Below are 25,805 nucleotides of genomic sequence, written 5' to 3' on the forward strand. Positions count from 1 at the left end.
GTCCGAAAACCGGTTCCCACTATTCGCTAGCGCGGACCTCCGGTTCGGCATCGTGCTCTGACGTGATTGCCGGGCCTGACAGCGCCGCGAGACAGCAAGGCATTGCGCTCGCGCTGGCCTCGGCCGCCGCCTTTGGCAGCAACATCATCGGCGCTCAGTTGGCGGGCCAGGCCGGGTTGAGCGGCCCGCTCCTGGTGTTCTACCGCGTCTTCATCATGCTGGCGCTGGTCGGCGTCGCAGCCGCGCTGCTGCGCGCTTCTCTGAGGATCCCGCCCGGGCAAGGCCGCCCGCTGATCGCCTTCGGCCTGACCAGTGCCCTGGTCGGCTCGGCCTACCTTTCCTCGGTCGCCTTCGTGCCGGTCAGCGTCGCGGCGGTGGTGTTCTACACCTTCCCCGTTCTGATCGTGCTGGCCGAGCCGCTGCTGACGCCGGCCCGTTTCAGCCCCGACCGGCTCGTCATCGCACTCGTCGCCTTTCTCGGCGTGGCCTTGGTCGTGGGACCCGGCCTCGACGGGCTCGATCTGCGCGGGCTCGCCTTGGCGATGGCCGCGAGCGTGCTGGCCGCGGCCCAGTTCTTTGCGGCAGGAGCCTGCGCCAGAACACCGCTGGTGCCCAAGCTGCTCTGGTCGCACCTGCTGATCCTGCCGGTCACGATCATCATCCTCTGGCTCGTCGGCGGCTTCCTGCCGCCACAGGCGATCGCAGTCGCCCCGCTCGCCTTCGCGCTTGCCACCGGCACCTACCTGCTCGGCTTCCTGCTCCAGGTCATGGCGCTGGCGCGCGTCGCGCCGGGCGCCGCAGCCCTGGCCTTCTGCGCCGAACCGGTCTTCAGCGTCGCCATCGCCGCTGTCGTGCTCGGCGAGCGTCTCGGGCCGGTGCAATATGCAGGCGGCGCACTTGTCGTCGGCGCCATCATGGCCAATGTAATACTAGAACAAAAGCGGGCGCAGCCAGCGCCGGCATGACATGGCGCGACGCATGACCGGCGAAGACAAGAAGCCAACCCCGATCCCGCTCACCCTGCTGACCGGCTTCCTCGGCGCCGGCAAGACGACGCTGCTCAACCGGCTGCTCAAGGACCCGGCGCTGGCCGATACGCTCGTCATCGTCAACGAGTTCGGCGAGATCGGCCTCGACCACCTGCTGATCCAGGGCGTCGAGGAGAACATGATCCTGCTCGCCTCGGGCTGCCTGTGCTGCACCATCCGCGACGACCTGATCGTCACGCTCGAGGACCTGCTGCGCCGCCGCGACAATGGCCGCATCGCTCCCTTCAGGCGCATCGTGATCGAGACCACCGGCCTCGCCGATCCCGCCCCGATCCTGAACGTGCTGATCAACCACCCCTATCTCGCCATGCGCTTCCGGCTCGACGGCGTCGTCACGCTGGTCGACGCGGTCAACGGCATGGCGACGCTCGATGAGCACGAAGAGGCGCGCAGGCAGGTCATCGCCGCCGACCGCATCGTGCTGACCAAGGCCGACCTGCTCGATGGCGCCGAAGCGGCCGAGCCGCTGCGGCTGCGGCTCACCGCGCTCAATCCCGGTATCCGCCTGCTAAGCCCGCAAGCCGCCGCGGACGCCCTGATCAGCGCAGGCCTCTACGATCTGAGCAGGAGGCCCGGCGCGCTGCGGCAGTGGCTGGCCGTAGAGGCGTTGGAGGACGGTGGTCACGACCACCACCATGGCCATGATCATCATCACGACCACGACGATGCGCACCATCACGGCCAGCGCCACCACCACGACGTCAACCGCCATGACGAGAGCATCCGCGCCTTCGTCCTGGCTGCCGAAACGCCCATCAACCTCGCGAGCTTCGAGCTGTTCTGGACGCTGCTGCGCTCGACCCATGGCTCCAAGCTGCTGCGGCTGAAGGGCCTGGTCGCGCTCAGCGAAAACCCCGCGCAGCCGCTCCTGGTCCATGCCGTGCAGCAGATCCTGCACGAGCCGGTCCTGCTCGAGGGCTGGCCCGACGCCGACCATCGCTCCCGCCTCGTCCTGATCGTCAAGGACCTCGACGAGACCATTGTGCAGCGGCTCTGGGCCGCCTTCCTCGGCCAGACGGCGAAGCCGGCCATGGCCTGAGACAAACCGTTCTGGCCCCGCTTTTGAACCCCAACGCCTGATCGCCCGCCGCGCGCCTCTCCGCTTGCCAATCTGGCACGGAACCGCACCGGGACGATCCAGCGCAGGGACGGGCAGGGTCGGATGAATCGGATCGTTGCTTTGGAAGGCCTCAGCACCGGCAGCACGCAGCTGTCAGCCGGATCGCGCGTCGTTCCGCTTCCCGATTTGCCGCTGCATCTCGAGTTCCGGCCACTCTCCAACTGCGCCGAGATCCGCGCCGCCTGGAGCGATCTCGCGTCCCGCGCACTCGAGCCCAACCCGTTCTTCGAGCCCGATATCGCGCTCGCCGCGGCCCAGCATCTCGTCGCCTTCCGGGACGCCGCTGCGATCCTGGTCTGGCAAGGTGCGGAGGGCAGCCCCGCACGCCGCCTCATGGGCTTCCTGCCCTGCTTGCCGAACAACCGCCTGTTCGGCCCGGATGCGCTCACCGTCCTCGCCGATCCGCGCCTCTTCAATGGCGCGCCACTGCTCGACCGCCTGCAGGCTGACGAGGTCCTCGACGCGATCCTGACCCGCAAGCCCGCCCGTCGTGGCCTCGCCCTGCGCGAGATCGACCTTGACGGCCCCTTCGCCCAGGCCTTGCAACGCGCCGGCGAGCGGCTCGGCCTGCCGATCAGGCGGGAACGCACCGCAGCCCCTCGCCCACTGCACAAGGCCGAGCCGACCGACACCACCGCGCTCAAGCAGGCGCTCGCCCGCGAGGGCAAGCTGACGCTGGTCGAGGCCGGCCCGCGCAGCGACATCCGCGACGCGATCGAGATCGTGCTGGCGCTGGAAGCCTCCGGCCCGCGCGCCCGCGCCGGCAATGCAACGCTGCAGGACACGCGCGAGGTCGGCTTCGTCCGCGCGATGACCCGCGGCCTCGCTCGCATCAGGCAATGCCGCACCGGCCTGCTGATGCTGGGCGAACGCCCCATCGCCGGCGCGATCATCCTCGGCAAGGCGCAGCGCGGCTGGCTCTACGTTTCGACGCAGGACGAGGCCTACGCCGCCTTCGAGCCCGAGCGGCTTCTGCTCGCGCTGATGCAGCAGGCGACGCCCGCACGCCAGATCCTGCGCCGAAGCGGGCAATCCCTGTCGGGGGCCGCTCCCATTGCCATCGGCGGGTTTACGGTATCGGCGCGCCCCGAGCATTCGCCGAAGCACCTAGCCCTGCGCGCCCGCGACGCCTTGCGCCGCGGCGGTTTCAGGCTTCGGCGCGCAGCAGCCGGCGAATGATCTTGCCGGTCGTGGTCAGCGGCAGCTCGTCGCGGAAGGCGATCTCGCGCGGATATTCATGCGCCGAGAGCCGCTCGCGGACGAAGGCCTGAAGCTCGCCGACCAGCTCTGGCGAGGGCGAAAAGCCCGGCTTCAGCACGACGAAGGCCTTGACGATCTCGGTGCGCAGCGCATCCGGCTTGCCGACGACGGCGGCAAGCGCGACCGCGGGATGCCGCAGCAGGCAATCCTCGATCTCGACCGGGCCGATGCGATAGCCCGAGGAGGTGATGACGTCGTCGTCGCGGCCGACGAAGCGGACATAGCCCTCGGCGTCGCCGACCGCCTGATCGCCGGTCGTCATCCAGTCGCCGATGAATTTTTCCGCCGTCGCCTCCGGCTTGCGCCAATAGCCGAGGAACATCACCGGGTTCGGCCGGTGGATGGCAATCTGCCCCTCCTCGCCGGGCGCACAGAAGGAGCCATCCGGCCGGATCACCGCGACCTCGTGCCCCGGCGTCGCCTTGCCGATGAAGCCCGGTTTGCTGATGCCGATCGCGGCGCAGGAGGAGAGCACGAGGTTGCACTCGGTCTGGCCATAGGCCTCATTGATCGTCAGCCCGAGCGCCTCGCGACCCCATTCCAGTGTCTCGGCCCCAAGCGCCTCGCCGGCTGAGGCAATGGTGCGCAGGTTGAGCGCAAAACGCTCGCGCGGCCGTTCGACCGAACGCAGCATCCGCAGCGCCGTCGGCGGGATGAAGGCGTTGCGGATGCCGAGATCGGCCATCAGCCGGAAGGCCGCCTCGGGATCGAACTTGAGCTGTGGCCACGCTACCACCGGCACGCCGAAATGTAGCGCCGGCAGCAGCATGTTGAGCAGCCCGCCAGCCCAGGCCCAATCCGCCGGCGTCCAGGCGAGGTCGCCCGTCTCAGGCAGGAACTCGTGCACCATCTGCACGCCCGGCAAATGGCCCGGCAGCACGCGGTGGCCATGCAGCGCGCCCTTGGGATTGCCGGTCGTGCCGGAGGTGTAGATCATCAGCGCCGGATCGTCGGGACCGGTCGCGACCGGCGCGAAATCAGGGCTGGCTTCGCCGAGCAGCCGCTCCCAATCCTCGGCGCCCGCACCCGCGCCATCGGTCGAGACGGCCAGCTCCAGTTCGGCAGGCGGCTCGGCGATCTGCCGCAGCTTGGCGAGGCCGACGGCATTGGTGACGATGGCCTTCGCGCCGGAATCGCCCAGCCGATAGGCCAGCGCATCGACGCCGAACAGAGCCGCCAGCGGCACCGCGATGGCCCCCAGCTTGTAGGCCGCCAGATGCGAGACCAGTACCGCCCGCCCCTGCGGCAGCAGGATCGCGACCCGGTCGCCCCGGGCGATACCTCGCGCCCGCAGCGCGTTCGCCAGTTGGTTCGACTGCTCCCGCAGCGTGCCGAAGCTGACCGGCGTCGCGCGCCAATCCGGCGCAACCTCGATGATCGCCGTGCGCCCGGGCTCGCGCTCGGCCCAGCGGTCGCAGACATCGACGGCGATGTTGTAGCGTTCGGGAATCCGCCAACGAAATTCGGCGCGCAGGCGGTCGTAGTCACGCAGGTCTGGCAGCATCGGGTCCGGAGCGAAGGCGGAACGGGTGGCGGCGGCACGCCGTCGTCAAGGCGTCACGCTTCTAGCACCGTCACTCCGCGCCCGCCATTCGCCTGCTGCCCTCCGGGCATTCGCCGGATGCGAGCGGCTGGCTCAAAACTTCCGCTGCTCGTGCGGCGGCAAATAGCTCTCGGTGAAGGCGGTGCCCGCCCTCTCCTTGTCGCGGAACGGAGCCGCCAGCGCCAATTGGTCGAGCGCGCGGACCCAGCGGGCAGGGTCGATGCCGCCGAAGCCGTTGGTCCTGGCCCAGGGCGTCATCACGTTCTGCTCGATCGTCATCTTGAGCCGCTCGACCTCGACATCGAGCCTGGCGATGTCGTTGCGCTTGATCACGAGCTGGCCACCAATTTCGGGATTGGCGATCGCGTCCTTGATGCTCTGGGTGATCGCCCGCAGCAGCCCGCGCACCGCATCGGGCTTCTCGGCCGCGAATTTCGGCGAGACCATCACCGCGTTGCCGTAGAGCTCGACGCCGTAATCCGCCATCAGCAGGGTGACGATATCGTCGGCCGGCACGCCGCGCGCCTTCAGGTTGATGAAGGAGGAGTTGGCGAAGCCGAACACGGCATCGACCTCGCCGGCGGCCAGCATCGGCTCGCGCACGGGGAAGCCGACATTCTCCAGCCGGATCTTGCTGTCGTCGATCTTGTTCACGGCCTTGAAGATCGGCCAGTGCGCGAAGGCGGCGTCCGCCGCCGGCGCGCCGAACTTCTTGCCCTCGAGCGTCTTCACGTCGCTGGTGACGCCGCGGCTCTTGCGGCCGACGATGGCGAAGGGCGGCCTGTCATAGACCATCATCACCGCCTTGAGGTCGATGCTCGGATTCTCGTCGCGATAGCGGATCAGCGCGTTGACGTCGCCGAAGCCGGCATCATAGGCGCCGGAGGCCACCCGCGGGATCGACTCGCGCGAGCCGTTGCCGGCATCGATGGTGACGTCGAGCCCCTCGGCTTTGAAATAGCCCTTCTCCTGCGCCATCAGGAACAACGCCGCCGGCCCCTCGAAGCGCCAGTCCAGCGTGAAGCGCACCGGCGTCTGGGCCGAGGCCGAATGGAAGCCGCTGAAGCTCACCAGGGCAGCGCCGAGAGCGCCCAGCAGGCCGAACAGGCGGCGCCGGCCAAACGATCCCTGGACTTCATTGGCAGACATCGGCGGCTCCGGATTCAGCGCGCGAGGGAAACGAGATCGGCGGGCAGCCCGTCATCGGCATCGGCAAGACCCTGGCAAAGGACCCTTGCGCTGGCCTGATCGAGCGGACCTGACGGAAATCATGCCGAGCCGACATGAACACCGCCTTAAGCCGCCACCTGTGGGCGCTGGACTCGCGGCCGATCAGCTCTCCGCGTCATTGCGAGGAGCGTAGCGACGAAGCAACCCAGGGGGACCGGGCGAGCGAGACCCCTGGGTTGCTTCGCTGCGCTCGCAATGACGGGTACGGCTGATCGGCCGCGCCAGTAGAATTATCAACCGGTCGCTAAAGCGGCAGCGCCCCGTCGGTCTTCACCTCCTCCATCACGGCATAGGTCCGCGTCTCCCGCACCGCCGGCAGCGCCAGCAGCACCTCACCGAGGAAGCGGCGATAGGCGTTCATGTCGGCGACGCGCGTCTTGACCAGGTAGTCGAAGCCGCCGGCGACCATATGGCACTCCAGCACCTCCGGCGCCCGCTTCACCGCATTGGCGAAGCGCTCGAATGCGTCGGGCGTCGTCTTGTCGAGATAGACCTCGACGAAAACCAGCAGGTTGAGGCCGAGCTTCAGCGGATCGAGCGTGGCGCGATAGCCGGTGATGTAGCCGTCGCGCGTGAGCCGTTTCAGCCGCTCGCCCGTCGCCGTCGGCGACAGCCCGACCTTCTCGGCCAGCTCGACGCCGGCAATGCGGCCGTCGGATTGCAGCAGCGCGAGGATGCGGCGGTCGGTACGATCCAGCACGGGATAATTCTCTATTCAGTGGATTTATGACAGCGATTCATAGGTCATCTCAGCGTAAACGACTATTGATATCCGGCAGAGTCGGAACGATCCTTCAGATCATCCCGCTTCACCCGCCCGGAGCCCGTCATGGCCGCCCCTGCCCCCCGCCCGCTTGCCCGTTCGGTGCCCGCCTTCCGCGCTGCTTATGCCGAGGATGATGCGGCGATTGCCGGGCGCCTGCTGGCGGGAGCGCGGCGCGAGCCCGCCGCCAGGGCGCGGATCGACCAGCGCGCCACCGGGCTGATCGAGGCCATCCGCAACCGCAAGGTCGGCCTCGGCGGCATCGAGGAGTTGCTGCGCGAGTATTCGCTCTCGACCAAGGAGGGCCTGGCGCTGATGGTGCTGGCCGAGGCGTTGCTGCGCGTGCCCGACGCCGCCACCGCCGACCAACTGATCGAGGACAAGCTCGGCCAAGGCGATTTCGCCCATCACGAATCCAAGTCGGACGCCTTCCTGGTCTCGGCCTCGGCCTGGGCGCTCGGCATCACCTCGCGCATCATCCAGCCCGGCGAGACGCCGACCAGCATCATCGGCGGCCTCGCCAAGCGGCTGGGCCTGCCGACCGTGCGCACCGCGACCCGCCAGGCCATGCGCGTCATGGGCAACCATTTCGTGCTTGGCCAGACCATCGAGGAGGCGCTGAAGCGCGCCCGCTCCGGCTCGGGCAAGCTCTACCGCTATTCCTTCGACATGCTCGGCGAGGGCGCTCGCACCCAGGCCGATGCCGACCGCTATTTCGCCTCCTACGCCGCCGCGATCGACGCGATCGGCCGCTCGGCCGGCAATGAGCCCCTGCCGAACCGGCCCGGCATCTCGGTCAAGCTCTCAGCCCTGCATCCGCGCTACGAGGCGACCAGCCATGAGCGCGTGCTGAGCGAACTGGTGCCGAGGACGATCGAGCTCGCGCGCCAGGCCAAGGCCTACGACCTCAACTTCACCATCGACGCCGAGGAGGCCGACCGGCTCGAGCTCTCGCTCGACGTCATCGACGCCGTGCTGGCCGATCCCTCGCTCGCCGGCTGGGACGGCTTCGGCCTCGCGATCCAGGCCTACCAGAAACGCGCCTCGGCGGTGATCGACCATATCGCGGCGCTGGCCGAACAGCATGACCGGCGCCTGATGGTCCGCCTCGTCAAGGGTGCCTATTGGGACACCGAGCTGAAGCGCGCCCAGGAGCGCGGCCTGCCCGACTATCCCGTCTTCACCCGCAAGGCGATGACCGACCTGAACTACGAGGCCTGCGCCGCGCAGCTTCTGGCCTTGCGCCCGCGCATCATCCCGCAATTCGCCACGCATAACGCGCTCACCGTCGCGACTGTGGCGGAGATGGCGGGGAACGAAAAAGCCGCCCGGCCGGACGGCCGTCTTAGCAAAGATCTGGGCTTCGAGTTCCAGCGCCTGCACGGCATGGGCGAGGCGCTCTACGAGAAGCTGCTCAACGAGAATTCCGGCTTCGCCTGCCGCACCTATGCGCCGGTCGGCGGCCATCAGGACCTGCTCGCCTATCTCGTGCGCCGCCTGCTCGAGAACGGCGCCAACTCCTCCTTCGTCAGCGTCTCCGGCGATCCCGACGTGCCGGTCTCGCAGTTGCTGGTGCCGCCGGCCGATCTGATCGGCACGCCCGCCGGAGCCCGCCACCGCCGCATTCCGCTACCCGCCGACATGTACGGCGCCAGCCGCAAGAACTCGGCCGGCGTCGAGCTCGGCTATGACGAGAGCCTGACCGCGCTCCAGGCCGAGATCGCAGCCGCCTCCGCCAAGCCCTTCCCGGCAGCGACCGCGCTTATCGACGGCAAGCCCGAGGGCAAGTCGCCACGCCCCGTCCTCTCCCCGATCGACGGCAAGCCGATCGGCACGGTCGCGGAAGCCGACGAAGCGCTCGCCGAGCGCGCCATGCTCGCCGCCAAGGCCGGCTTCATCGCCTGGAGCCGCACGCCGGCCCGCACCCGCGCCGCCGCGTTGCGCAAGGCCGCCGACCTGATGGAGGAGCGCCGCGGCCTGCTGCTCGCCCTGCTCCAGGCCGAGGCCGGCAAGACGCTCGACGACGCCATTTCCGAGCTGCGCGAGACGGTCGATTTCTGCCGCTACTACGCCGCCGAGGCCGAGGCGCATTTCGCCACGCCGCAAGTCCTGCCCGGCCCGACCGGCGAGGAGAACCGGCTGGTCCTGCGCGGGCGCGGCCCCTTCCTCTGCATCGCGCCCTGGAACTTCCCGCTGGCGATCTTCACCGGCCAGGTCGCGGCCGCGCTCGTCGCCGGCAACAGCGTCGTCGCCAAGCCGGCGCCGCAGACGCCGCTGATCGCAACCGTCGCCGTGCGCATCCTGCACGAGGCCGGCGTGCCGGTGACGGCGCTCCAGCTCGCGCCCGGCGGCGGCGATGTCGGCGGCAGGCTGGTCGCGCATCCGGCCGTGGCGGGCGTCGCCTTCACCGGCTCGACCGCGACCGCGCGCCATATCAATCGCACGCTCGCCGCCAAAGACGGGCCGATCGTGCCGCTGATCGCCGAGACCGGCGGCCTCAACGCCATGATCGTCGACGCGACCGCCCTGCCCGAGCAGGTCTCCGACGACGTCGTGACCTCGGCCTTCCGCTCCGCCGGCCAGCGCTGCTCGGCCTTGCGCCTGCTCGTCGTGCAGGAGGACGTCGCCGACAAGGTGCTGGAGATGATCACCGGCGCCGCCAAGGAGCTGAAGCTCGGCGATCCCCGCCAGATCGACGTCCATGTCGGCCCGGTCATCGACGCTCCCGCCAAGCAGCGGCTCGACGCCCATGTCGCCGCGATGCGCAAGCTCGGCCGGCTCGAATGGGCCGGGACCGAGCCCGCGCTCGGCGGCACCTATGTCGCGCCGCATATCGTCAGGCTCGACAAGATCGGCGACCTCGCGCAGGAGCATTTCGGCCCGATCCTGCATGTCGTCAGATGGAAGGCGGGCGAGCTCGACAAGGTCATCGACCAGATCGATTCAACCGGCTACGGCCTGACGCTCGGCGTTCACTCGCGCATCGAGACCACGGTGGCGCGCGTCGCCGAGCGGCTCTCGGCCGGCAACGTCTACGTCAACCGCAACATCATCGGCGCGGTCGTTGGCGTGCAGCCCTTCGGCGGCCACGGGTTGTCCGGGACGGGGCCAAAGGCCGGCGGCCCGCACTACCTCGCCCGCTTCGCCACCGAGCAGACGGTGACGGTCAACACGGCGGCGGCCGGCGGGAACGCGAGCTTGATCGCGATGGGGGAGTGAGCCCTCTTCCTTCTCCCCTCGGGGGAGAAGGTGGCTCGGCGAAGCCGAGACGGATGAGGGAAGTCCGCCTCGGTGCCTACAGAAGAAAAAAGGGCCGCTTGCGCGACCCTTCCCTCATCCGTCTGCTCCGCAGACACCTTCTCCCCCGAGGGGAGAAGGGAATCAGTTCGCCCGGCGCTCTTCGAAGACGTTGCGGAATTCCTTGAGCTGCACGAGTTGGTCATGCAGGCGGCGCTGCTCGCTCTCGTCCTCGGGCGCAGCCGCGAGGCGGGTCTCGGCGGTCAGGATTTCCTGATCGAGCACCGCAGTATCGACGTCCTCGATGAACCTGGCCTGCTCGGCCAGGATCGTCATGCCGGTCGGGTTGATCTCGACGATGCCGCCCGAGACGAAGAACTCTTTCCCATTGCTGTTATCGGTCTTGATCAGCACGAGGATGCCCGGCTTCAGCGTCGCCACGACCGGCGCATGGCCGGCCAGCACGGTCATCTCGCCCTCGACCGCGGGAACGATCACGCTGTTGACCTCGCCCGAGAACAGGATGCTCTCCGGCGAGACGAGTTCGAACTTGAAGGTGGCCATTCGAGGCGCTCCGCTGATTCAGTCATCCCGGCCGAGGCCAAGCCGCGCACCGGGATCGCATCTTGATAGGCTGATCGCAGCGCGATCCCGAAGCGCGGCAATACCGCGCCCGGGACGACGCCGGCAGATCACGCCGCTTCGGCGGCCAGGCGCTGGGCCTTCTCGACGGCTTCGTCGATCGAGCCGACCATGTAGAAGGCCGCTTCCGGCAGGTGGTCGTACTTGCCTTCGACCAGGCCCTTGAAGCCCTTGATCGTGTCCTCGAGCGCGACCAGCTTGCCCGGCGAGCCGGTGAAGACTTCTGCGACGAAGAACGGCTGCGACAGGAAGCGCTCGATCTTGCGGGCGCGGGCGACCGAGATCTTGTCCTCTTCCGAGAGCTCGTCCATGCCCAGGATCGCGATGATGTCCTGCAGGGCCTTGTAGCGCTGGAGGATCTGCTGGACCTGGCGGGCGATGTTGTAGTGCTCCTCGCCGACGATCGCGGCCGAGAGCATGCGCGAGGTCGAGTCGAGCGGGTCGACCGCCGGGTAGATGCCCTTTTCCGCGATCGAGCGCGACAGCACCGTCGTGGCGTCCAGGTGGGCGAAGGAGGTCGCGGGCGCCGGGTCGGTCAGGTCGTCCGCCGGCACGTAGATCGCCTGCACCGAGGTGATCGAGCCCTTGTTGGTGGTGGTGATGCGCTCCTGCAGGTTGCCCATGTCGGTCGCGAGCGTCGGCTGATAGCCGACCGCCGAAGGAATGCGGCCGAGCAGCGCCGACACTTCCGAGCCGGCCTGCGTGAAGCGGAAGATGTTGTCGACGAAGAACAACACGTCCTGGCCGCGGTCGCGGAAGTCTTCCGCGACGGTGAGGCCCGACAGCGCGACGCGCATGCGGGCGCCCGGGGGTTCGTTCATCTGGCCGTAGACCAGGGCGCACTTGGAGCCCTCGCCGCCGCCCTTCTTGTTCACGCCCGACTCGATCATCTCGTGATAGAGGTCGTTGCCCTCGCGGGTGCGCTCGCCGACGCCGGCGAACACCGAGTAGCCGCCATGGGCCTTCGCGACGTTGTTGATCAGCTCCATGATCAGCACGGTCTTGCCGACGCCGGCGCCGCCGAACAGGCCGATCTTGCCGCCCTTGGCGTAGGGAGCCAGCAGGTCGACGACCTTGATGCCGGTGACCAGGATCTGCGCTTCCGTGGCCTGCTCGGCATAGCTCGGAGCCGGCTGGTGGATGCCGCGGGTGTTGGTGGTCAGGATCGGGCCGGCCTCGTCGACCGGCTCGCCGATGACGTTCATGATGCGGCCGAGGCACTCGTCGCCGACCGGGACCGAGATCGGCGCGCCGGTGTCGGTAACCTCCTGGCCGCGGACCAGGCCCTCGCTCGCGTCCATCGCGATGCAGCGCACGGTGTTCTCGCCGAGATGCTGGGCGACCTCGAGGACCAGGCGGTTACCGAGGTTCTGCGTCTCGAGCGCGTTCAGGATCTCCGGCAGCTCGCCGTCGAACTGCACGTCGACGACGGCGCCGATGACCTGCGTGACGCGGCCGGTGCCGGTGTTGGCGGGCTTCTCGTCGGTCTTCGTCTTGGTGGTCTTGGTTGCGGCTTTGGCCATGGTTCGAACCTCGGATGCGCGTTCAGCGTTTCAGGCGACCTGCGGGCTAAGCCGCGCAGGCCTTAGGCGTTTACAGCGCTTCCGCGCCGGAGATGATTTCGATCAGTTCCTTGGTGATCATCGCCTGACGCGAGCGGTTGTAGAGCTGCGTCTGCTTCTTGATCATTTCGCCGGCGTTGCGCGTGGCGGAGTCCATCGCCGACATGCGCGCACCCTGCTCGGAGGCGGCATTCTCGAGGATGGCACGCAGCACCTGGACGGTGAGGTTGCGCGGCAGCAGCGTCTCGAGGATCTCGGTCTCGTCGGGCTCGTAGTCGTAGACCGACTCGCTGACCTTCGTGCCGGCCGTGATCTGCGCCGGGATGATCTGCTGTGCCGTCGGGATCTGCGAGATCACCGACTTGAACTTCGAGAAGAACAGCGTCGCGACGTCGAACTCGCCGGCATTGAAGCGGGCCAGGATGCTCTGCGAGATCGTCTCGGCATTGGCGAAGCCGAGCTGCTTGAAGGCGCGCAGGTCGATCAGCTCGATGATATCGGCGCCAAACTGACGGCGCAGGACGTCATAGCCCTTCTTGCCGACGCAGATGATCTTGACCGTCTTGCCCTCGGCCTTGAGCGCCAGCGCCTTGTCGCGCGCCAGACGGGCGATCGACGAGTTGAAGGCGCCGCACAGGCCGCGCTCGGCGGTGCAGACCACCAGGAGCTGGACCTTGTCCGAGCCCGTGCCGCCGATCAGCTTCGGCGCGCCGTCGGCCGAGACGCCGGCGGCGAGGTTGGCCAGCACCGTCTCCATGCGCTCGGCATAGGGACGCGCCGCCTCGGCCGCCGCCTGGGCGCGGCGCAGCTTGGCGGCCGCGACCATCTGCATGGCCTTGGTGATCTTCTGCGTCGCCTTCACCGAAGCGATGCGGTTTCTAAGGTCCTTCAAAGAAGGCATCTGGCGCTCTCACCCCGTCATGGTCGACCTGGTGTCGACCATCTACGTCTAGAACCTCAATCTCACCTGCCGCGTTCGCCGCATTCGCAGCGAAGGCGCGGCTGGTCGGGACGAGCCCGACCATGACGCCTGCGGATCAGGCGAAGGACTTGGCGTAGTCCTCGACGAGAGCCTTCAGCTTCGCGGCGTTCGCGTCCGAAAGATCCTTCGAGGAGCCGATCTCGCTCAGCAGGTCGGCGTGCTTCGAGCGGACCAGCGAGAGCAGGCCGTCCTCGAACGCGCGCACCTTGTTGACCGGCAGCGGGTCGAGATAGCCGTTGACGCCGGCATAGATCACGACCGTCTGCTCTTCCATCTTCAGCGGCGAGAACTGCGCCTGCTTCAGCAGCTCGGTCAGGCGGGCGCCGCGGTTGAGCAGGCGCTGCGTGACGGCGTCGAGGTCGGAGCCGAACTGCGCGAAGGCGGCCATCTCGCGGTACTGCGCGAGCTCGCCCTTGATCTTGCCGGCGACCTTCTTGGTCGCCTTGGTCTGAGCGGCCGAGCCGACGCGCGAGACCGAGAGGCCGACGTTCACCGCCGGGCGGATGCCCTGGTAGAACAGGTCGGTCTCCAGGAAGATCTGGCCGTCGGTGATCGAGATCACGTTGGTCGGGATGTAGGCCGAGACGTCGTTGGCCTGGGTCTCGATGACCGGCAGAGCGGTCAGCGAGCCGTTGCCGGCAGCGTCGCCCATCTTGGCGGCGCGCTCGAGCAGGCGGGAATGGAGATAGAACACGTCGCCCGGATAGGCTTCGCGGCCCGGCGGGCGGCGCAGCAGCAGCGACATCTGGCGGTAGGCGACGGCCTGCTTGGAGAGGTCGTCGTAGATGATGACGGCGTGCATGCCGTTATCACGGAAATACTCGCCCATGGCGCAGCCGGCGAAGGGCGCCAGGAACTGCATCGGGGCGGCGTCCGAGGCCGTGGCCGCGACGACGATCGAGTATTCGAGCGCGCCGCGCTCCTCGAGCACCTTCACGAACTGGGCGACGGTCGAGCGCTTCTGGCCGATCGCGACGTAGACGCAGTAGAGCTTCTGGCCCTCGTCCGTGCCCTCGTTGATCGCCTTCTGGTTCAGGATCGTGTCGAGCGCCACGGCGGTCTTGCCGGTCTGACGGTCGCCGATGATCAGCTCGCGCTGGCCGCGGCCGATCGGGATCAGGGCGTCGATCGCCTTGAGGCCGGTCGCCATCGGCTCGTGCACCGACTTGCGCGGGATGATGCCGGGCGCCTTGACGTCGACGCGCGAGCGCTGCTTGGCCTTGATCGGGCCCTTGCCGTCGATCGGGTTGCCGAGCGCGTCGACGACGCGGCCGAGCAGCTCCTTGCCGACCGGCACGTCCACGATCGCGCCGGTGCGCTTGACCGTCTGGCCTTCCTTGATCTCGCGGTCGGAACCGAAGATCACGACGCCGACATTGTCGCTCTCGAGGTTGAGCGCCATGCCGCGCACGCCGCTCTCGAACTCGACCATCTCACCGGCCTGGACCTTGTCGAGGCCGTAGACGCGGGCGATGCCGTCGCCGACGGAGAGAACCTGACCGACTTCGGTGACGGAGGCTTCCGACCCGAAATTGCTGATCTGAGCCTTCAGGATCGCGGAGATTTCAGCGGGGCGGATTTCCATCAGCCGACCTCTTTCATGGCAAGACGAATTGAATTGAGCTTGGTTTTCAGTGACGCATCGACCATGCGCGAACCCATCTTGACGACGAGCCCGCCGATGATCGCCGGATCGACCTTGATCGCGACGTCGACATCCTTGCCGGCGACGGCTTTGAGCGTCGCGCGGATTTCGTCGAGGCGCTTGGCGGAGGGCTCCTCGGCGACCGTGACCTGGGCGCTGACGATGCCCTTGGCCTCGGCGACGAGGTTGCGGTAGCCGGAGATCATGCCGGGCAACGCGAACAGGCGGCGCTTGCTGGCGACGAAGCCGATGAAGTTGCCGGCGATGCCGGAAATGCCGGCGGCGGCGAGCAGCGCCTTGACGGCCGCGACCTGCTCCTCGGCCGAGAAGGCCGGGCTGGTGACGAGGCGCTTGAGATCGGCGCTTTCGGCGATCATCGCGCTGAAGCTGTTCAGGTCAGCGGAGACGGCATCGATGGCGTTGGCCTCGCTGGCCAGTTCGAAGAGCGCCGTGGCATAGCGCCCGGCAACGCCCGACACCAATGTCTGATCCGATCCGCCTTCAGCCACGCTCGACATCTCTCGTTCAAAGGACCGCACCGGCGACCCTCAGGAGCGAGGGTGGAGTGCATTGTCCTGGCGCTGCGATGTATCGTCTGACGAAGGGCCGAAGATCGCGGCCCCACGCCTGAATGTGGCGGTGCACTAGCATGTGGTTTTGGGGGGCGCAATCCGTAGATCGCCATCAAAGCGGCGTAATTCCCCGCCTGTGGAAGGCTTCAAAGGAAGCTCTGCGGGTCGACATCGACCTGGACCCGCACGGAACCCTTCGGCTTCGGCCCGCGCTTCAGCCATGAGCGCAGGTAATCCTGCAGATTGACCTCGCGCGCCGTTTTCACGATCAGACGCATGCGATGGCGCCCGCGCAGCACCGCCAGAGGCGCTTCCGCCGGCCCCAGCACCATCACGCCGGCCGGAGCGTCGGCTGAGCGTGCCAGCGCCCGGGCATGGCTTTCGGCCTCGGCTTGCGTGTTTCCGGAGACGATCAGCGCCGCCAGCCGGCCGAAGGGCGGCAGGCCCGCGGCCTCCCGCGCGGCGGTCTCTGCGGCATAAAACCGCTCCGGATCGCCCGAGATCAGCGCCGTCAGCACGGGATGGCTCGGGTCATGCGTCTGGAGCAGGGCGCGGCCCGGTTTCTCCCCTCGCCCTGCGCGCCCGGTCACCTGTCGCAGCACCTGGAAGGTGCGTTCGGCCGCGCGCGGGTCGCCCGAGGTCAGGCCGAGATCGGCGTCGATCACCCCGACCAGCGTCATGCCCGGGAAGTTATGGCCCTTGGCGACGAGCTGCGTGCCGACGACGATGTCGAACTCGCCCTGCGCCACCGCCATCAGCTCCTGCTTCAGCCGCTCGGTGCCTCCAGGAAAATCGCTGGAGAGCACGATCGAGCGCGCCTGTGGAAAAAGCGTCGCGACCTCCTCGGCCAGCCGCTCGACGCCCGGCCCGCAGGCGGTCAGGCTTTCGGGCGTATGGCAGGCCGGGCATTCATGCGGCCGGCGCTCGACATGACCGCAATGATGGCAGACCAGCGCCCGGCGGAAGCGGTGGTCGACCAGCCAGGCCGTGCAGTTCGGGCATTGGAAGCGGTGGCCGCAATCGCGGCACAAGGTCAGCGGCGCATAGCCGCGCCGGTTGAGGAAGAGCAGCGACTGCTCCTTCGCTTCCAGATTGGTCTCGATCGCCTTGACCAGCGCGCCCGAGATCCAGCGCCCGCGCTCCGGCTTGTCGCGCCGGAGATCGACCAGCCCCAGCCCCGGCAATTCGCGCCCGCCGAAGCGCTCGGGCAGCTTGAGATGGGTGTAGCGCCCGCGCTCGGCATTGACGCGCGTCTCCAGCGAGGGCGTCGCCGAAGCGAGGATCACCGGCGCGCTCTCGATCTTGCCGCGCACCACCGCCATGTCGCGGGCATGGTAGCTGACGCCGTCCTCCTGCTTGTAGGCGGCCTCGTGCTCCTCATCGACGACGATCAGGCCCAAGTCCTTATACGGCAGGAACAAAGCCGAGCGCGCGCCGGCCACGACCTTGGCCTCACCGCCCGCGATCGCCGCCTGCAGCCGCTCCCGCTTGCGCCCGGTCACTGCCGAGTGCCACAGGCCGGGCTTGACGCCGAAGCGCGCCTCGAACCGGTCGATGAACTGCGCGGTAAGAGCGATTTCCGGCATCAGGATCAGACTCTGGCGGCCCAGCCTGATCGCTTCCGCCACGGCCTCGAAATAGACCTCGGTCTTGCCGGAGCCGGTGACGCCTTCGAGCAGAGTGACGTTGTAGGCGGCGGCCTTCACCGAAGCCGCCAGCGCTGCTGCCACCTCCGCCTGGCCCTCCGATAGCTCCGGCTTGGCGTAATCGGGATCGGGCGCCGTCGCGATCTGCTCGCGCGGCATCGGTTCGATGCTGAACGTGCCGGCATCGACCAGCGAATCGATCACGGCTGCGCTGACCGAAGCCGCCTCGGCCAGAGCCGATTTTGCGATCAGCAAACCGCCCTCGGCGGCGGTGATGGCCCGCGCCCGCGCCGGCGTCATCCGCGCCGGCGGCGCCCCAGCCAGCCGCACGCCCAGCTTCGGCCGCTCCGGCGTGTCGTCGGGCGGCCGCCTCAGCGCCAGCGCCAGCACCGAGCCCTTGGCCGCAAGCGTGTACCAGGCGACCCAGTCGACCAGCTTCATCAACGCCGGATCGAGCGGCGGCATGTCGTAGAGGCCGCTGACGCGCTTGAGGTTGCCGCCGCGTCCGGAGCCGATCTCCCAGACCACGCCGACCGTCTCGCGCGGGCCGAGCGGCACCTGCACGACATCGCCGACCTTCAGGCTCAGGCCCGGCGGCACGGCGTAGCTATAGGCCTGGTCCAGCCCGAGCGGGATCAGCACATCGACCGTGCCGCCACCCTCCCCGCTCGTCTGCTCGTCGCTCATGGCGCCAGTCTCTAGCACCGATTCGGCAGCTGTTAAGGCAAGAGCGTCATGCTCGGGCTTGACCCGAGCATCTCCTCGGGAGTCAGGCGCGGGTAGAGATGCTCGGGTCAAGCCCGAGCATGACGGCAGATAAGCCATGACCGACTTCGACACCCTCAGACAAAGCTGGCTCGCCCATCTCGCCGGCGAGCGCCGCCTCTCGCCAAAAACGCTCGAAGCCTATGGCCGCGACCTCGGCCAGTTCTCGGCCTTCCTCGACGGCCATCTCGGCGGCGCCCCGTCCCTCTCCGACATCGCGGCCCTGAAGCCGCTCGACCTGCGCGCCTTCCTCGGCCAGCGCCGGCGCGACGGCGTCGGCAACCGCACCCTGATGCGCCAGCTCGCGTCGCTGCGCTCCTTCGCCCGCTTCGGCGAGCGCACCGGCAAGTTCACCGCCTCCGCCTTCGCCGCGACGCGCGGCCCGCGCATCGGCAAGTCGCTACCGCGCCCGCTCGATGCGAAAGCCGCCAAGGCGGTGACCCAGGTCGACATCCGCGCCGGCGAAGAGCGCGAGGCCTGGGTGCTGGCCCGCGACGCCGCAGTGCTTTCCCTGCTCTACGGAAGCGGCCTGCGCATCTCGGAGGCGCTCTCGCTGACCCGCTCGCAGGCGCCGAAAGGCCCTGGCGATACGCTGACCGTCATCGGCAAGGGCCAGAAGACCCGCATGGTCCCGGTCCTGCCGGTCGTGGTCACAGCGATCGACGCGTACATCAAGCTCTGCCCCTGGCGGTTGCCGCCGGAGGGGCCGCTCTTCCTCGGCGCCAAGGGCGGGCCGCTCTCGCCGCGCATCATCCAGCTCGCGGTCGAGGGTTTGCGCGGCGCGCTCGGCCTGCCCTCATCCGCGACGCCGCACAGCCTGCGCCATTCCTTCGCGACGCATCTGCTCGGCCGCGGCGGCGATCTGCGCGCCATCCAGGAGCTGCTCGGCCACGCCTCGCTCTCGACGACGCAGATCTACACCCGCATCGATTCGGCCCGTCTGATGGCGGCCTACGATGCGGCGCATCCCCGCGCGCAGCGCTAGCTACCGCTTGCTTCCCAACCGGAACCCGGCCATTGCGCGGGGAACTCCGGGGGAATCCGAATCATGTCGTCGCCTGCAACCGAGGCCGCCGAAAACCACGGCGGCGGCAACAAGCGCATTGCCCTGCTCATAGCGCTTCTGGCACTCCTGCTCGCCTTCTCCGAGATCGGTGGCAAGAGCGCCGAGCAGGACGCGCTCGCCCGCAATATCGAGGCCTCCAACCTCTGGGCCTTCTTCCAGGCCAAGACGATCCGCAGCACGACCGTGCGCACCGCCGCCGAGGAGATGGAGGCCGGGATGGTCGGCGTCACCGATCCGGCCGCGCGCGAGCGCATGCAGAAGCGCATCGACGACTGGCTGAAGACCGTCGCGCGCTACGAGTCCGAGCCCGAGACCAATGAAGGCCGCAAGGAGCTGGTCGTCCGCGCCAAGGCGGCCGAGGCCCAGCGCGACATCTCCAGCGCCCGCGACGACAAATACGACATCGCCTCCGGCCTGCTCCAGATCGCCATCGTCATCTCATCCGCTGCGATCATCACCGGAGTCGGCCTGCTGGCGGTGACCGGCGCCGGGCTCGGCCTGTTCGGCCTTGCCCTGATGCTGCTGGCCCAGTTCGCGCCGACCGCCCTGTTCTGAGGCTTTCGTCGGCCGGACGTGTCGAGCCGCCTCAATAATGGATCGCGCCCAGTGCACCGCCGCCGCAGGCAATGGCGTCGCCGTTGATCGCGACGCTGCGCGGTGAGGCCAGGAAGGCGACGATATCGGCGATCTCAGCCGAATCGACCATCCTGCCGATCGTGACGTTGGCGGCCATGCGGCGCTCGATCTCCTCGCCGCTCATTCCCGTAGCCGCCGCCCGCGCCGCGACCACGGAGGCCGTCTTCTCGGTGCGGGTCAGGCCGGGATGGACCACGGTGACGTTGATCCCCTTCGGCCCCAGCTCGTCCGCCAGGTTCTTCGTCAACGCGGCGACGGCGACGTTGCGGATCGAGCCGATGGTCGAGCCGGTCTGCCGAGCCGCAAGGCCGCTGACATTGATGATCCGGCCCCAGCCGGCCGCCGCCATGTGCGGCGCGGCCTCCCGCGCCATGCGCAGATAGCCCATCACCTTGACGTTGACGTCGTCGAAGAACAGGGCGTCGGTGATCTCGGCCAGCTTGGGCGGCGGCGCCTGCCCGCCCGGCTTGGCGGCAGCGTTGACCAGGATGTCGAGACCGCCAAGCGCCGCAACCGCACCCGCGACCACTGCCTTCACCGAGGCGTCATCGCTTGTGTCGACCACCAGGCCGACGACCTTCCGCCCGGTCTCCTCGGCCAGTTCCTTGGCTGCCATCTCCAGCTCGCCGGCATTGCGCGCGGCGATGACCAGATCGACGCCCTCCAGCGCCAGTTGCCGCGCGATGGCGCGGCCGATTCCCTTGCTGCCGCCGGTGATCAGGGCGCGCTTGCCGTTCAGCATCAGATCCATGGGACGTGCTCCTCAGATATGGTTCGTTACGGAATTCAAAGGCGAGGCCAGGCGATCTCGCCGCCGCGCAGGCTCTCCCAGGCCTTGGCCAACCTGAGCACGCCAAGATCGTCGAAGCGGCGGCCGGTGATCTGCAGCCCGATCGGCAGGCCCTCGGAGGTCAGTCCGGCATGGACTGAGATCGCCGGCTGGTCGGACATGTTCGCCGCCACCGTGAAGGTGATGTGCTCGAACGGCCGGGCTGGATCATGGATCGGCGAGGCCAGCTCCGCCGCGAAGGCCGGCACCGGCGAGACCGGCGACAGCACAAAGTCGAAGGGCGCGCTCGCTCTCAGCGCGGCGTCGCGCATCGCCATCATCTGGCTCATGCCCTGATAGACCTTGAGTCCGTCGAGGTTCCGCCCGCCCTCGGCCCAGGCCAGGATATAGGGCAGCACCTTCTGCTGCCGCTCCGGGGGCAGCGCGCCGATATCGGCCCAGGCGCGCTGGCGCCAGAAATCATCGAGCCCATCCAGCATCTCGCGCGTCAGGAAGGGGGCCATCGGCTCAACGATGGCGCCGGCTGCCACGAACGCCGTCGCAGCGGCCTCGATCGCGGCCCGCACCTGCGGCTCGACCGCCAGGCCAAGCCCGGCATCGAGCTGCAACCCGAGCCGCAGGCTCTTCAGATCGATGTCGAGCGCCAGCCAATCGATCGCCTGCGGCGGCAAGCTCATGCCGTCGCGCGCATCGGGCTTCGACAGCTCGCGCATCATCAGCGCCGCATCCTCGACTGTCCGGGTCATCGGCCCGGCGACGCGGCCGTAATAGGTCGGGTCGATCGGCACGCGCCCGAAGCTCGGCTTCAAGCCCACAAGCCCGCACCAGCCGGCCGGCAGGCGGATCGAGCCGCCGATATCGGTGCCGACATGGAAGGGGCCGTAGCCGGCCGCGCCCGCAGCACCGGCGCCCGCGGATGAGCCGCCCGGATTCTTGCTCAGGTCCCAGGGATTGCGCGTCAGCGGGTGGAAGCTGGAGAGGCCGGAGGAGAGCATGCCGTAATCCGGCATCGTCGTCTTGGCCAGGATGACGCAGCCGGCCTCGCGCAGGCGCTGCGCCGGCGGCGCGTCCTCCTCCGCGATCACCTGCTCGCGCGCCGCGGTGCCGAGCGGCACGGCCAGCCCCTTGGTCGCGACATTCTCCTTGATCGTGCAGGGCACGCCGTCGAGCGGCAGCGCCTCGCCCTTGAACCAGCGCGCCTCGGATGCCCTGGCCATGGCGCGCGCCGCAGCAGGATCGAAGGCGTAGAGCGCATTGAGCTTCGGCTCATAGGCCTCGATCCGCGCGATCACCGCCTCCGTCACCTCGACCGGCGAAAGCCGCTTGGCCGCATAGGCGGCAAGCAGTTCGACGGCGCTCAGATCGGCAAGGTCGGTGGGCATCGCAAAACTCCTCGATTCACTTGAACCTCATCCTGAGGAGTCTCCGCCGTCATTGCGAGCGCAGCGAAGCAATCCAGGGGGAGTGCGTGAGGCCCCTGGATTGCTTCGTCGCTGCGCTCCTCGCAATGACGGCGGAGGCTCTTCAGGGTGAGGGCTAAGGTCATTCAGCAGCATGTCACATCACCGGCTGCGCCGCAGGCGTGGGTCGATCGCATCGCGCAGGCCGTCGCCGAGCAGGTTGAAGCCAAGCACGGCAAGCGCGATCGCGGCACCGGGAAAGATCGCAAGCCAGGGCTGCGCCGCCATGAAGGTCTGCGCCTCGTTCAGCATCCGCCCCCAGGACGGGTTCGGCGGCTGCGTGCCCAGACCGAGATAGGACAGCCCGGCCTCGGCCAGGATCGCCAGCGCGAACTGGATCGTCGCCTGCACCACGATGACGCCGCCGGCATTGGGCAGGACGTGGTGCAGCGTGATCTGCCAATTGGTCAGCCCTGCGGCGCGCGCCGCCTGGATGAACTCGCGCGTCCAGACCTGGATCGCGACGCCGCGCGCCAACCGGGCGAAATAGGGCAGGTTCAGCACGCCGATGGCGATGACCGCGTTGAGCATGCCCGGCCCGGCGATCGCGGTGATCATGATCGCGGTCAGCACCGCCGGGAAGGCGTGAGTGAAGTCGGCCGCCCGCATGATGATGTTGTCGAGCAGCCCGTCGCGCCGCATCGCCGCCAGCAGCCCAAGCGTCGTCCCCACCACCATGCCGAAGCCGACCGCGCCCAGTCCCACCGCCAGCGAGTTCCGCGCTCCGACCATGATCATCGAGAACACGTCGCGGCCGAACTGGTCGGTGCCGAACCAGTTCGCAGCCGAGGGCGGCTTCAGCCGGTTGAGGATCGCCATTTGCGTCGGGGCGTAGGGCGTCCACAGATAGGAGACCAGCGCCGCCGCGACCACGAGCCCGGTCAGCGCCGCGCCGATCAGGAAGGAGGCGCTCTGCCACCAGCGCCGCATCCGCACAGGCTGCTCGGCGACGCTCACGACGCCTCGCGCAGCCGCGGGTCGATCAGCCCGTAGAGCAGCTCGACGCCGAAATTGACGAGGATCGCCAGCGCCGCGAACAGCATCACCAGGTCCTTGACCACGATGATGTCGTGCTGCGCGATCGACTGGAAGACCAGCCGCCCCAGGCCGGGCAGCGCGAAGACGTTCTCGATGATGATCGCGCCGGCGATCAGCACGGAGAATTGCAGGCCCATGATCGTCACGACCGGGATCAGCGCGTTGCGCAGCGCGTGCCGGAGCATCGTCACCGGCTCGGTCAGCCCCTTGGCGCGGGCGGTGCGGACGAAATCCTCCTGCAGCGTGTCGAGCATCGAGGAGCGCGTCACCCGCGCCAGGATCGCCGCCTGCGGCAAGGCCAGCGCGAAAGCCGGCATCAGCAGCGACTTCATGGCCAGCCACGCACCGGCCTGCCAGCCGGGGAAGCCGCCAGCCGGCAACCAGCCGAGCCCGATCGCGAAGGCGAGCACGAGCAGCAGCCCGAACCAGAAATTCGGCACGGCCAAACCAAGCTGCGCGAACACCATCACCGCTGCGTCAGTGGGCCGGCCGTGCCTGCTCGCCGCGAGGATGCCGAGCGGCACGCCAATCAGCGTCGCCAGCCCGATCGCCATGAAGGCGAGCGGCAAGGTCACGACCATGCGCTCGCCGATGAGCTGCGCCACCGGCACGCGATAGGTGTAGCTCAGGCCGAGATCGCCAGTGAGCAAGCCACAGATCCAGCTGACGAAGCGCATCGCCGCCGGCTGGTCGAGCCCCATCTCGGCTCTGAGCGCGGCCAGCGCCTCCGGCGCGGCGTTGAGCCCGAGCGTCACCGCCGCCGGATCGCCCGGCAGAATCTCCAGCATCAGGAAAATGACGAGCGCCGCCCCGGCCAGCGTGGCGAGGAGGGTGACGAGGCGGCGGGCGATGTAGGAGATCACTCAGTAGGTCCCATGGACTTCATCGCGGGGCGCGGCCCCCCTGCGTCATGCTCGCCCCTGTGCCGAACATCCACGTCTTGAACGGTGCCCGCGACAGGCGAAGACGTGGATGGTCGGCACAAGGCCGACCATGACGATGAGCGTATGGCTCGTCCAGGGATGACGCGGAGGGTGATGCAGCCAACTTTGGGACCTACTTCCAGCGCACCTCGCCGAGCGGCGTGATCGGCAGCGGCCAGTCGGTCCACATGCCCTCCAGCCCCGCCGCCGTCACGGTGATCTTCGGCAGCACGAACAGGTAGCCGTTGACCGCGTCGCGCGCCAAAATCCGCTGCGCCTCCTTGTAGAGCTCGTTGCGCTGGCCCTCGTCGAGCGTGGCGTCGATCCTGGCCATCAGCTCCTTGAAGGCCGGGTTCTTGTACTGGAAGTAATAGTCGTCGCGGGCGTAGATGCCGATGTCGAGCGGCTCGGTATGGGCGATAACGGTCAGGTCGAAATCCTTGCCGCGGAAGACGCGCTCCAGCCATTGCGGGAATTCGAGCGGCTCGATCGAGGCGTTGATGCCGATCTGCTGGAGCAGCGCCGCGATGATCTCGCCGGAGCGGCGTGCATAGGCCGGCGGCGGCAGCTTCAAGGTGCAGTTGAAGCCGTTCGGGAAGCCCGCCTGCGCCAGCAGCGCCTTCGCCTTGGGGATATCGACCGGATAGGTGTTGGTCAGGTCGATATAGGCCGGGTGCAGCGGCGAGAAATGGCTGCCTATCAGGTCGACGTCGAAGCCGTAGACGCCGAGCGCGATGGTCTTGCGGTCGAGCACATGGGCGATCGCCTGGCGCACGCGGAGGTCGCTGAACGGCGCCTTGGCGTTGTTGATGCCCAGAATCACCTCGCCCTCGGTCTTGCCGAAGGTGACCTTGAGCTTCGGGCTGGCCTTGAGCTGCGCTACCGCCTCCGGCGCGGCGAGATTGGTCTGCGCATCGACATCGCCTGCGAGCAGCGAGGCGACCTGCGCCTGCGGGTCCGAGATGAAGCGGAAGGTCGCCTTGGCCAGAGCCGGCTTCTCGCCCCAGTAGCCGTCGAAGCGCTCGAGCTCGAGCCGGTCGCCGCGGTTCCAGCGCACGAACTTGAACGGGCCGGTCCCGACCGGATTGGTCTTGTTGTTGGCCGCGCTCGCTGGCGCGACGATGACCGCATCGCCCCAGGCGAGCCCATAGAGGAAGAGCGCCGTCGGCTGCTTCAGCTTGATCACCACCGTCTCCGGATCGGGCGTGGCGATCTCGGCGATCGGCGTGAAAAGCTGGCGCTGGGCGTTGGTCGAATCCGGCGCGACCGCCCGCTCGAACGAGAACTTCACCTGCTCGGAGCTGAAGGGCGCGCCGTCATGGAAGCGCGCGCCCTGCCTGAGCTTGAACGTGTAGGTCAAGTTGTCCGGCGCCACCTGCCAGCTCTCGGCGAGGCAGGGCACGATCTTGCCCGCCCGGTCCATCTTGACCAGCCCCTCGAAGATGTTCTGCAGCGTCACCTCGCGGATCGCCTGGGCCGCGCCGGAGGTCGGGTCGAGCGTCGGCGGCTCCAGCGTCATCGCGACGATAACGCTGTCCCTGACCTGGGCGAAGGCCGTGGCGGGGAGTTGGACGGCGAGCGCGGCAAGGCCGGCTCCGGCAAGAAGATCGCGCCGCGTCGTCATCGATTGCTCCTGAGCCAGACCTCGCGGCGCAGGATGGCGCGGGAGGCTGACGAAGCGCAAGCCTGCGGGCGGACGGCGTCGCACTGAATGCCTTGGCAATTCGCCGATCGGCAAAGCTCCTCCCTTCCCCCTTGTGGGGAAGGGTATGGGGATGGGGGGCGAACGACCGGGTACAGGGCTGCTTGTATGAGCAAGACAGCTATTGGCCAAGCTGAGCGCCCTGACTTTTCGCCCCCCACCCCAACCCCTCCC

General features: G+C 68.3%; 20 protein-coding genes. 6 read left to right on the plus strand and 14 right to left on the minus strand.

What is annotated here, in order from left to right; all coding sequences use genetic code 11:
- Positions 1 to 62 precede the first annotated feature (62 nt).
- From DWF00_RS24720 to DWF00_RS24730, 3 genes are all read left to right on the plus strand, one after another.
- Positions 63 to 965, plus strand: a complete 903-nt coding sequence (locus DWF00_RS24720; protein ID WP_114831630.1) for a DMT family transporter — start codon at positions 63 to 65, stop codon at positions 963 to 965.
- A gap of 13 nt (positions 966 to 978) precedes the next feature.
- The gene (locus DWF00_RS24725; protein ID WP_114831658.1) at positions 979 to 2,088 is read left to right on the plus strand and encodes a CobW family GTP-binding protein; all 1,110 of its coding nucleotides are present in this window, start codon (positions 979 to 981) and stop codon (positions 2,086 to 2,088) included.
- A gap of 123 nt (positions 2,089 to 2,211) precedes the next feature.
- Positions 2,212 to 3,348, plus strand: coding sequence for a GNAT family N-acetyltransferase (locus DWF00_RS24730; protein ID WP_114831629.1), 1,137 nt, complete (start codon positions 2,212 to 2,214; stop codon positions 3,346 to 3,348).
- On the opposite strand, the gene DWF00_RS24735 is transcribed toward DWF00_RS24730, so the two are convergent.
- The 3 genes from DWF00_RS24735 to DWF00_RS24745 all read right to left on the minus strand — a co-directional run bounded on the left by DWF00_RS24735 (position 3,317) and on the right by DWF00_RS24745 (position 6,902).
- Positions 3,317 to 4,933: an acyl-CoA synthetase gene (locus DWF00_RS24735; RefSeq protein ID WP_114831628.1), complete on the minus strand. Its 1,617-nt coding sequence runs from the start codon at positions 4,931 to 4,933 to the stop codon at positions 3,317 to 3,319. The genes DWF00_RS24730 and DWF00_RS24735 overlap by 32 nt on opposite strands.
- Before the next feature lie 132 nt (positions 4,934 to 5,065).
- Complete coding sequence (locus DWF00_RS24740) at positions 5,066 to 6,121, minus strand: ABC transporter substrate-binding protein (RefSeq protein WP_114831627.1); 1,056 nt, start codon at positions 6,119 to 6,121, stop codon at positions 5,066 to 5,068.
- Positions 6,122 to 6,446: 325 nt separating this feature from the next.
- On the minus strand, positions 6,447 to 6,902 hold the full coding sequence (locus DWF00_RS24745) for an Lrp/AsnC ligand binding domain-containing protein (RefSeq protein WP_114831626.1): 456 nt from the start codon (positions 6,900 to 6,902) through the stop codon (positions 6,447 to 6,449).
- Between the two features lie 129 nt (positions 6,903 to 7,031).
- Between DWF00_RS24745 and putA the strand changes: the two genes are divergently transcribed.
- Positions 7,032 to 10,184 (plus strand): bifunctional proline dehydrogenase/L-glutamate gamma-semialdehyde dehydrogenase PutA, encoded by a 3,153-nt coding sequence (gene putA / locus DWF00_RS24750; RefSeq protein WP_114831625.1) that lies wholly within the window; start codon positions 7,032 to 7,034, stop codon positions 10,182 to 10,184.
- A gap of 162 nt (positions 10,185 to 10,346) precedes the next feature.
- Here putA and DWF00_RS24755 read toward each other — a convergent pair whose 3' ends face one another.
- From DWF00_RS24755 to DWF00_RS24780, 6 genes are all read right to left on the minus strand, one after another.
- Positions 10,347 to 10,766, minus strand: coding sequence for a F0F1 ATP synthase subunit epsilon (locus DWF00_RS24755; protein ID WP_114831624.1), 420 nt, complete (start codon positions 10,764 to 10,766; stop codon positions 10,347 to 10,349).
- Between the two features lie 128 nt (positions 10,767 to 10,894).
- A complete protein-coding gene (gene atpD / locus DWF00_RS24760) occupies positions 10,895 to 12,367 on the minus strand; it encodes a F0F1 ATP synthase subunit beta (RefSeq protein ID WP_114831623.1) in 1,473 nt (490 codons plus the stop codon).
- 70 nt (positions 12,368 to 12,437) lie between these two features.
- Positions 12,438 to 13,307, minus strand: a complete 870-nt coding sequence (locus tag DWF00_RS24765; RefSeq protein ID WP_114831622.1) for a F0F1 ATP synthase subunit gamma — start codon at positions 13,305 to 13,307, stop codon at positions 12,438 to 12,440.
- Between the two features lie 136 nt (positions 13,308 to 13,443).
- Entirely contained in the window at positions 13,444 to 14,973 is a 1,530-nt protein-coding gene (gene atpA, locus DWF00_RS24770; protein ID WP_114831621.1) for a F0F1 ATP synthase subunit alpha, read from the minus strand.
- Entirely contained in the window at positions 14,973 to 15,542 is a 570-nt protein-coding gene (locus DWF00_RS24775) for a F0F1 ATP synthase subunit delta (protein WP_114831657.1), read from the minus strand. Before DWF00_RS24775 ends, atpA begins: the two co-directional genes overlap by 1 nt.
- A 209-nt stretch (positions 15,543 to 15,751) precedes the next feature.
- Positions 15,752 to 17,938, minus strand: coding sequence for a primosomal protein N' (locus DWF00_RS24780; protein WP_114831620.1), 2,187 nt, complete (start codon positions 17,936 to 17,938; stop codon positions 15,752 to 15,754).
- Between the two features lie 136 nt (positions 17,939 to 18,074).
- Between DWF00_RS24780 and DWF00_RS24785 the strand changes: the two genes are divergently transcribed.
- Together DWF00_RS24785 and DWF00_RS24790 are read left to right on the plus strand one after the other, a co-directional pair.
- Entirely contained in the window at positions 18,075 to 19,001 is a 927-nt protein-coding gene (locus tag DWF00_RS24785; RefSeq protein WP_114831619.1) for a tyrosine recombinase XerC, read from the plus strand.
- A gap of 63 nt (positions 19,002 to 19,064) precedes the next feature.
- Positions 19,065 to 19,637: a DUF4337 domain-containing protein gene (locus DWF00_RS24790; RefSeq protein WP_114831618.1), complete on the plus strand. Its 573-nt coding sequence runs from the start codon at positions 19,065 to 19,067 to the stop codon at positions 19,635 to 19,637.
- Positions 19,638 to 19,668: 31 nt separating this feature from the next.
- Here the strand turns inward: DWF00_RS24790 and DWF00_RS24795 are convergent, their stop codons facing one another.
- From DWF00_RS24795 to DWF00_RS24820, 5 genes are all read right to left on the minus strand, one after another.
- Positions 19,669 to 20,469: an SDR family NAD(P)-dependent oxidoreductase gene (locus DWF00_RS24795; protein WP_114831617.1), complete on the minus strand. Its 801-nt coding sequence runs from the start codon at positions 20,467 to 20,469 to the stop codon at positions 19,669 to 19,671.
- Between the two features lie 35 nt (positions 20,470 to 20,504).
- On the minus strand, positions 20,505 to 21,890 hold the full coding sequence (locus DWF00_RS24800) for an amidase (RefSeq protein ID WP_114831616.1): 1,386 nt from the start codon (positions 21,888 to 21,890) through the stop codon (positions 20,505 to 20,507).
- Between the two features lie 180 nt (positions 21,891 to 22,070).
- The gene (locus tag DWF00_RS24810) at positions 22,071 to 22,898 is read right to left on the minus strand and encodes an ABC transporter permease (protein WP_114831656.1); all 828 of its coding nucleotides are present in this window, start codon (positions 22,896 to 22,898) and stop codon (positions 22,071 to 22,073) included.
- A gap of 23 nt (positions 22,899 to 22,921) precedes the next feature.
- Positions 22,922 to 23,869, minus strand: coding sequence for an ABC transporter permease (locus tag DWF00_RS24815; RefSeq protein ID WP_114831614.1), 948 nt, complete (start codon positions 23,867 to 23,869; stop codon positions 22,922 to 22,924).
- Between the two features lie 193 nt (positions 23,870 to 24,062).
- On the minus strand, positions 24,063 to 25,553 hold the full coding sequence (locus DWF00_RS24820) for an ABC transporter substrate-binding protein (RefSeq protein WP_114831613.1): 1,491 nt from the start codon (positions 25,551 to 25,553) through the stop codon (positions 24,063 to 24,065).
- Between the last annotated feature and the right edge of the window lie 252 nt (positions 25,554 to 25,805).

The sequence above is a fragment of the Allobosea caraganae genome (assembly GCF_003351345.1).
GTDB classification, from domain to species: domain Bacteria; phylum Pseudomonadota; class Alphaproteobacteria; order Rhizobiales; family Beijerinckiaceae; genus Allobosea; species Allobosea caraganae.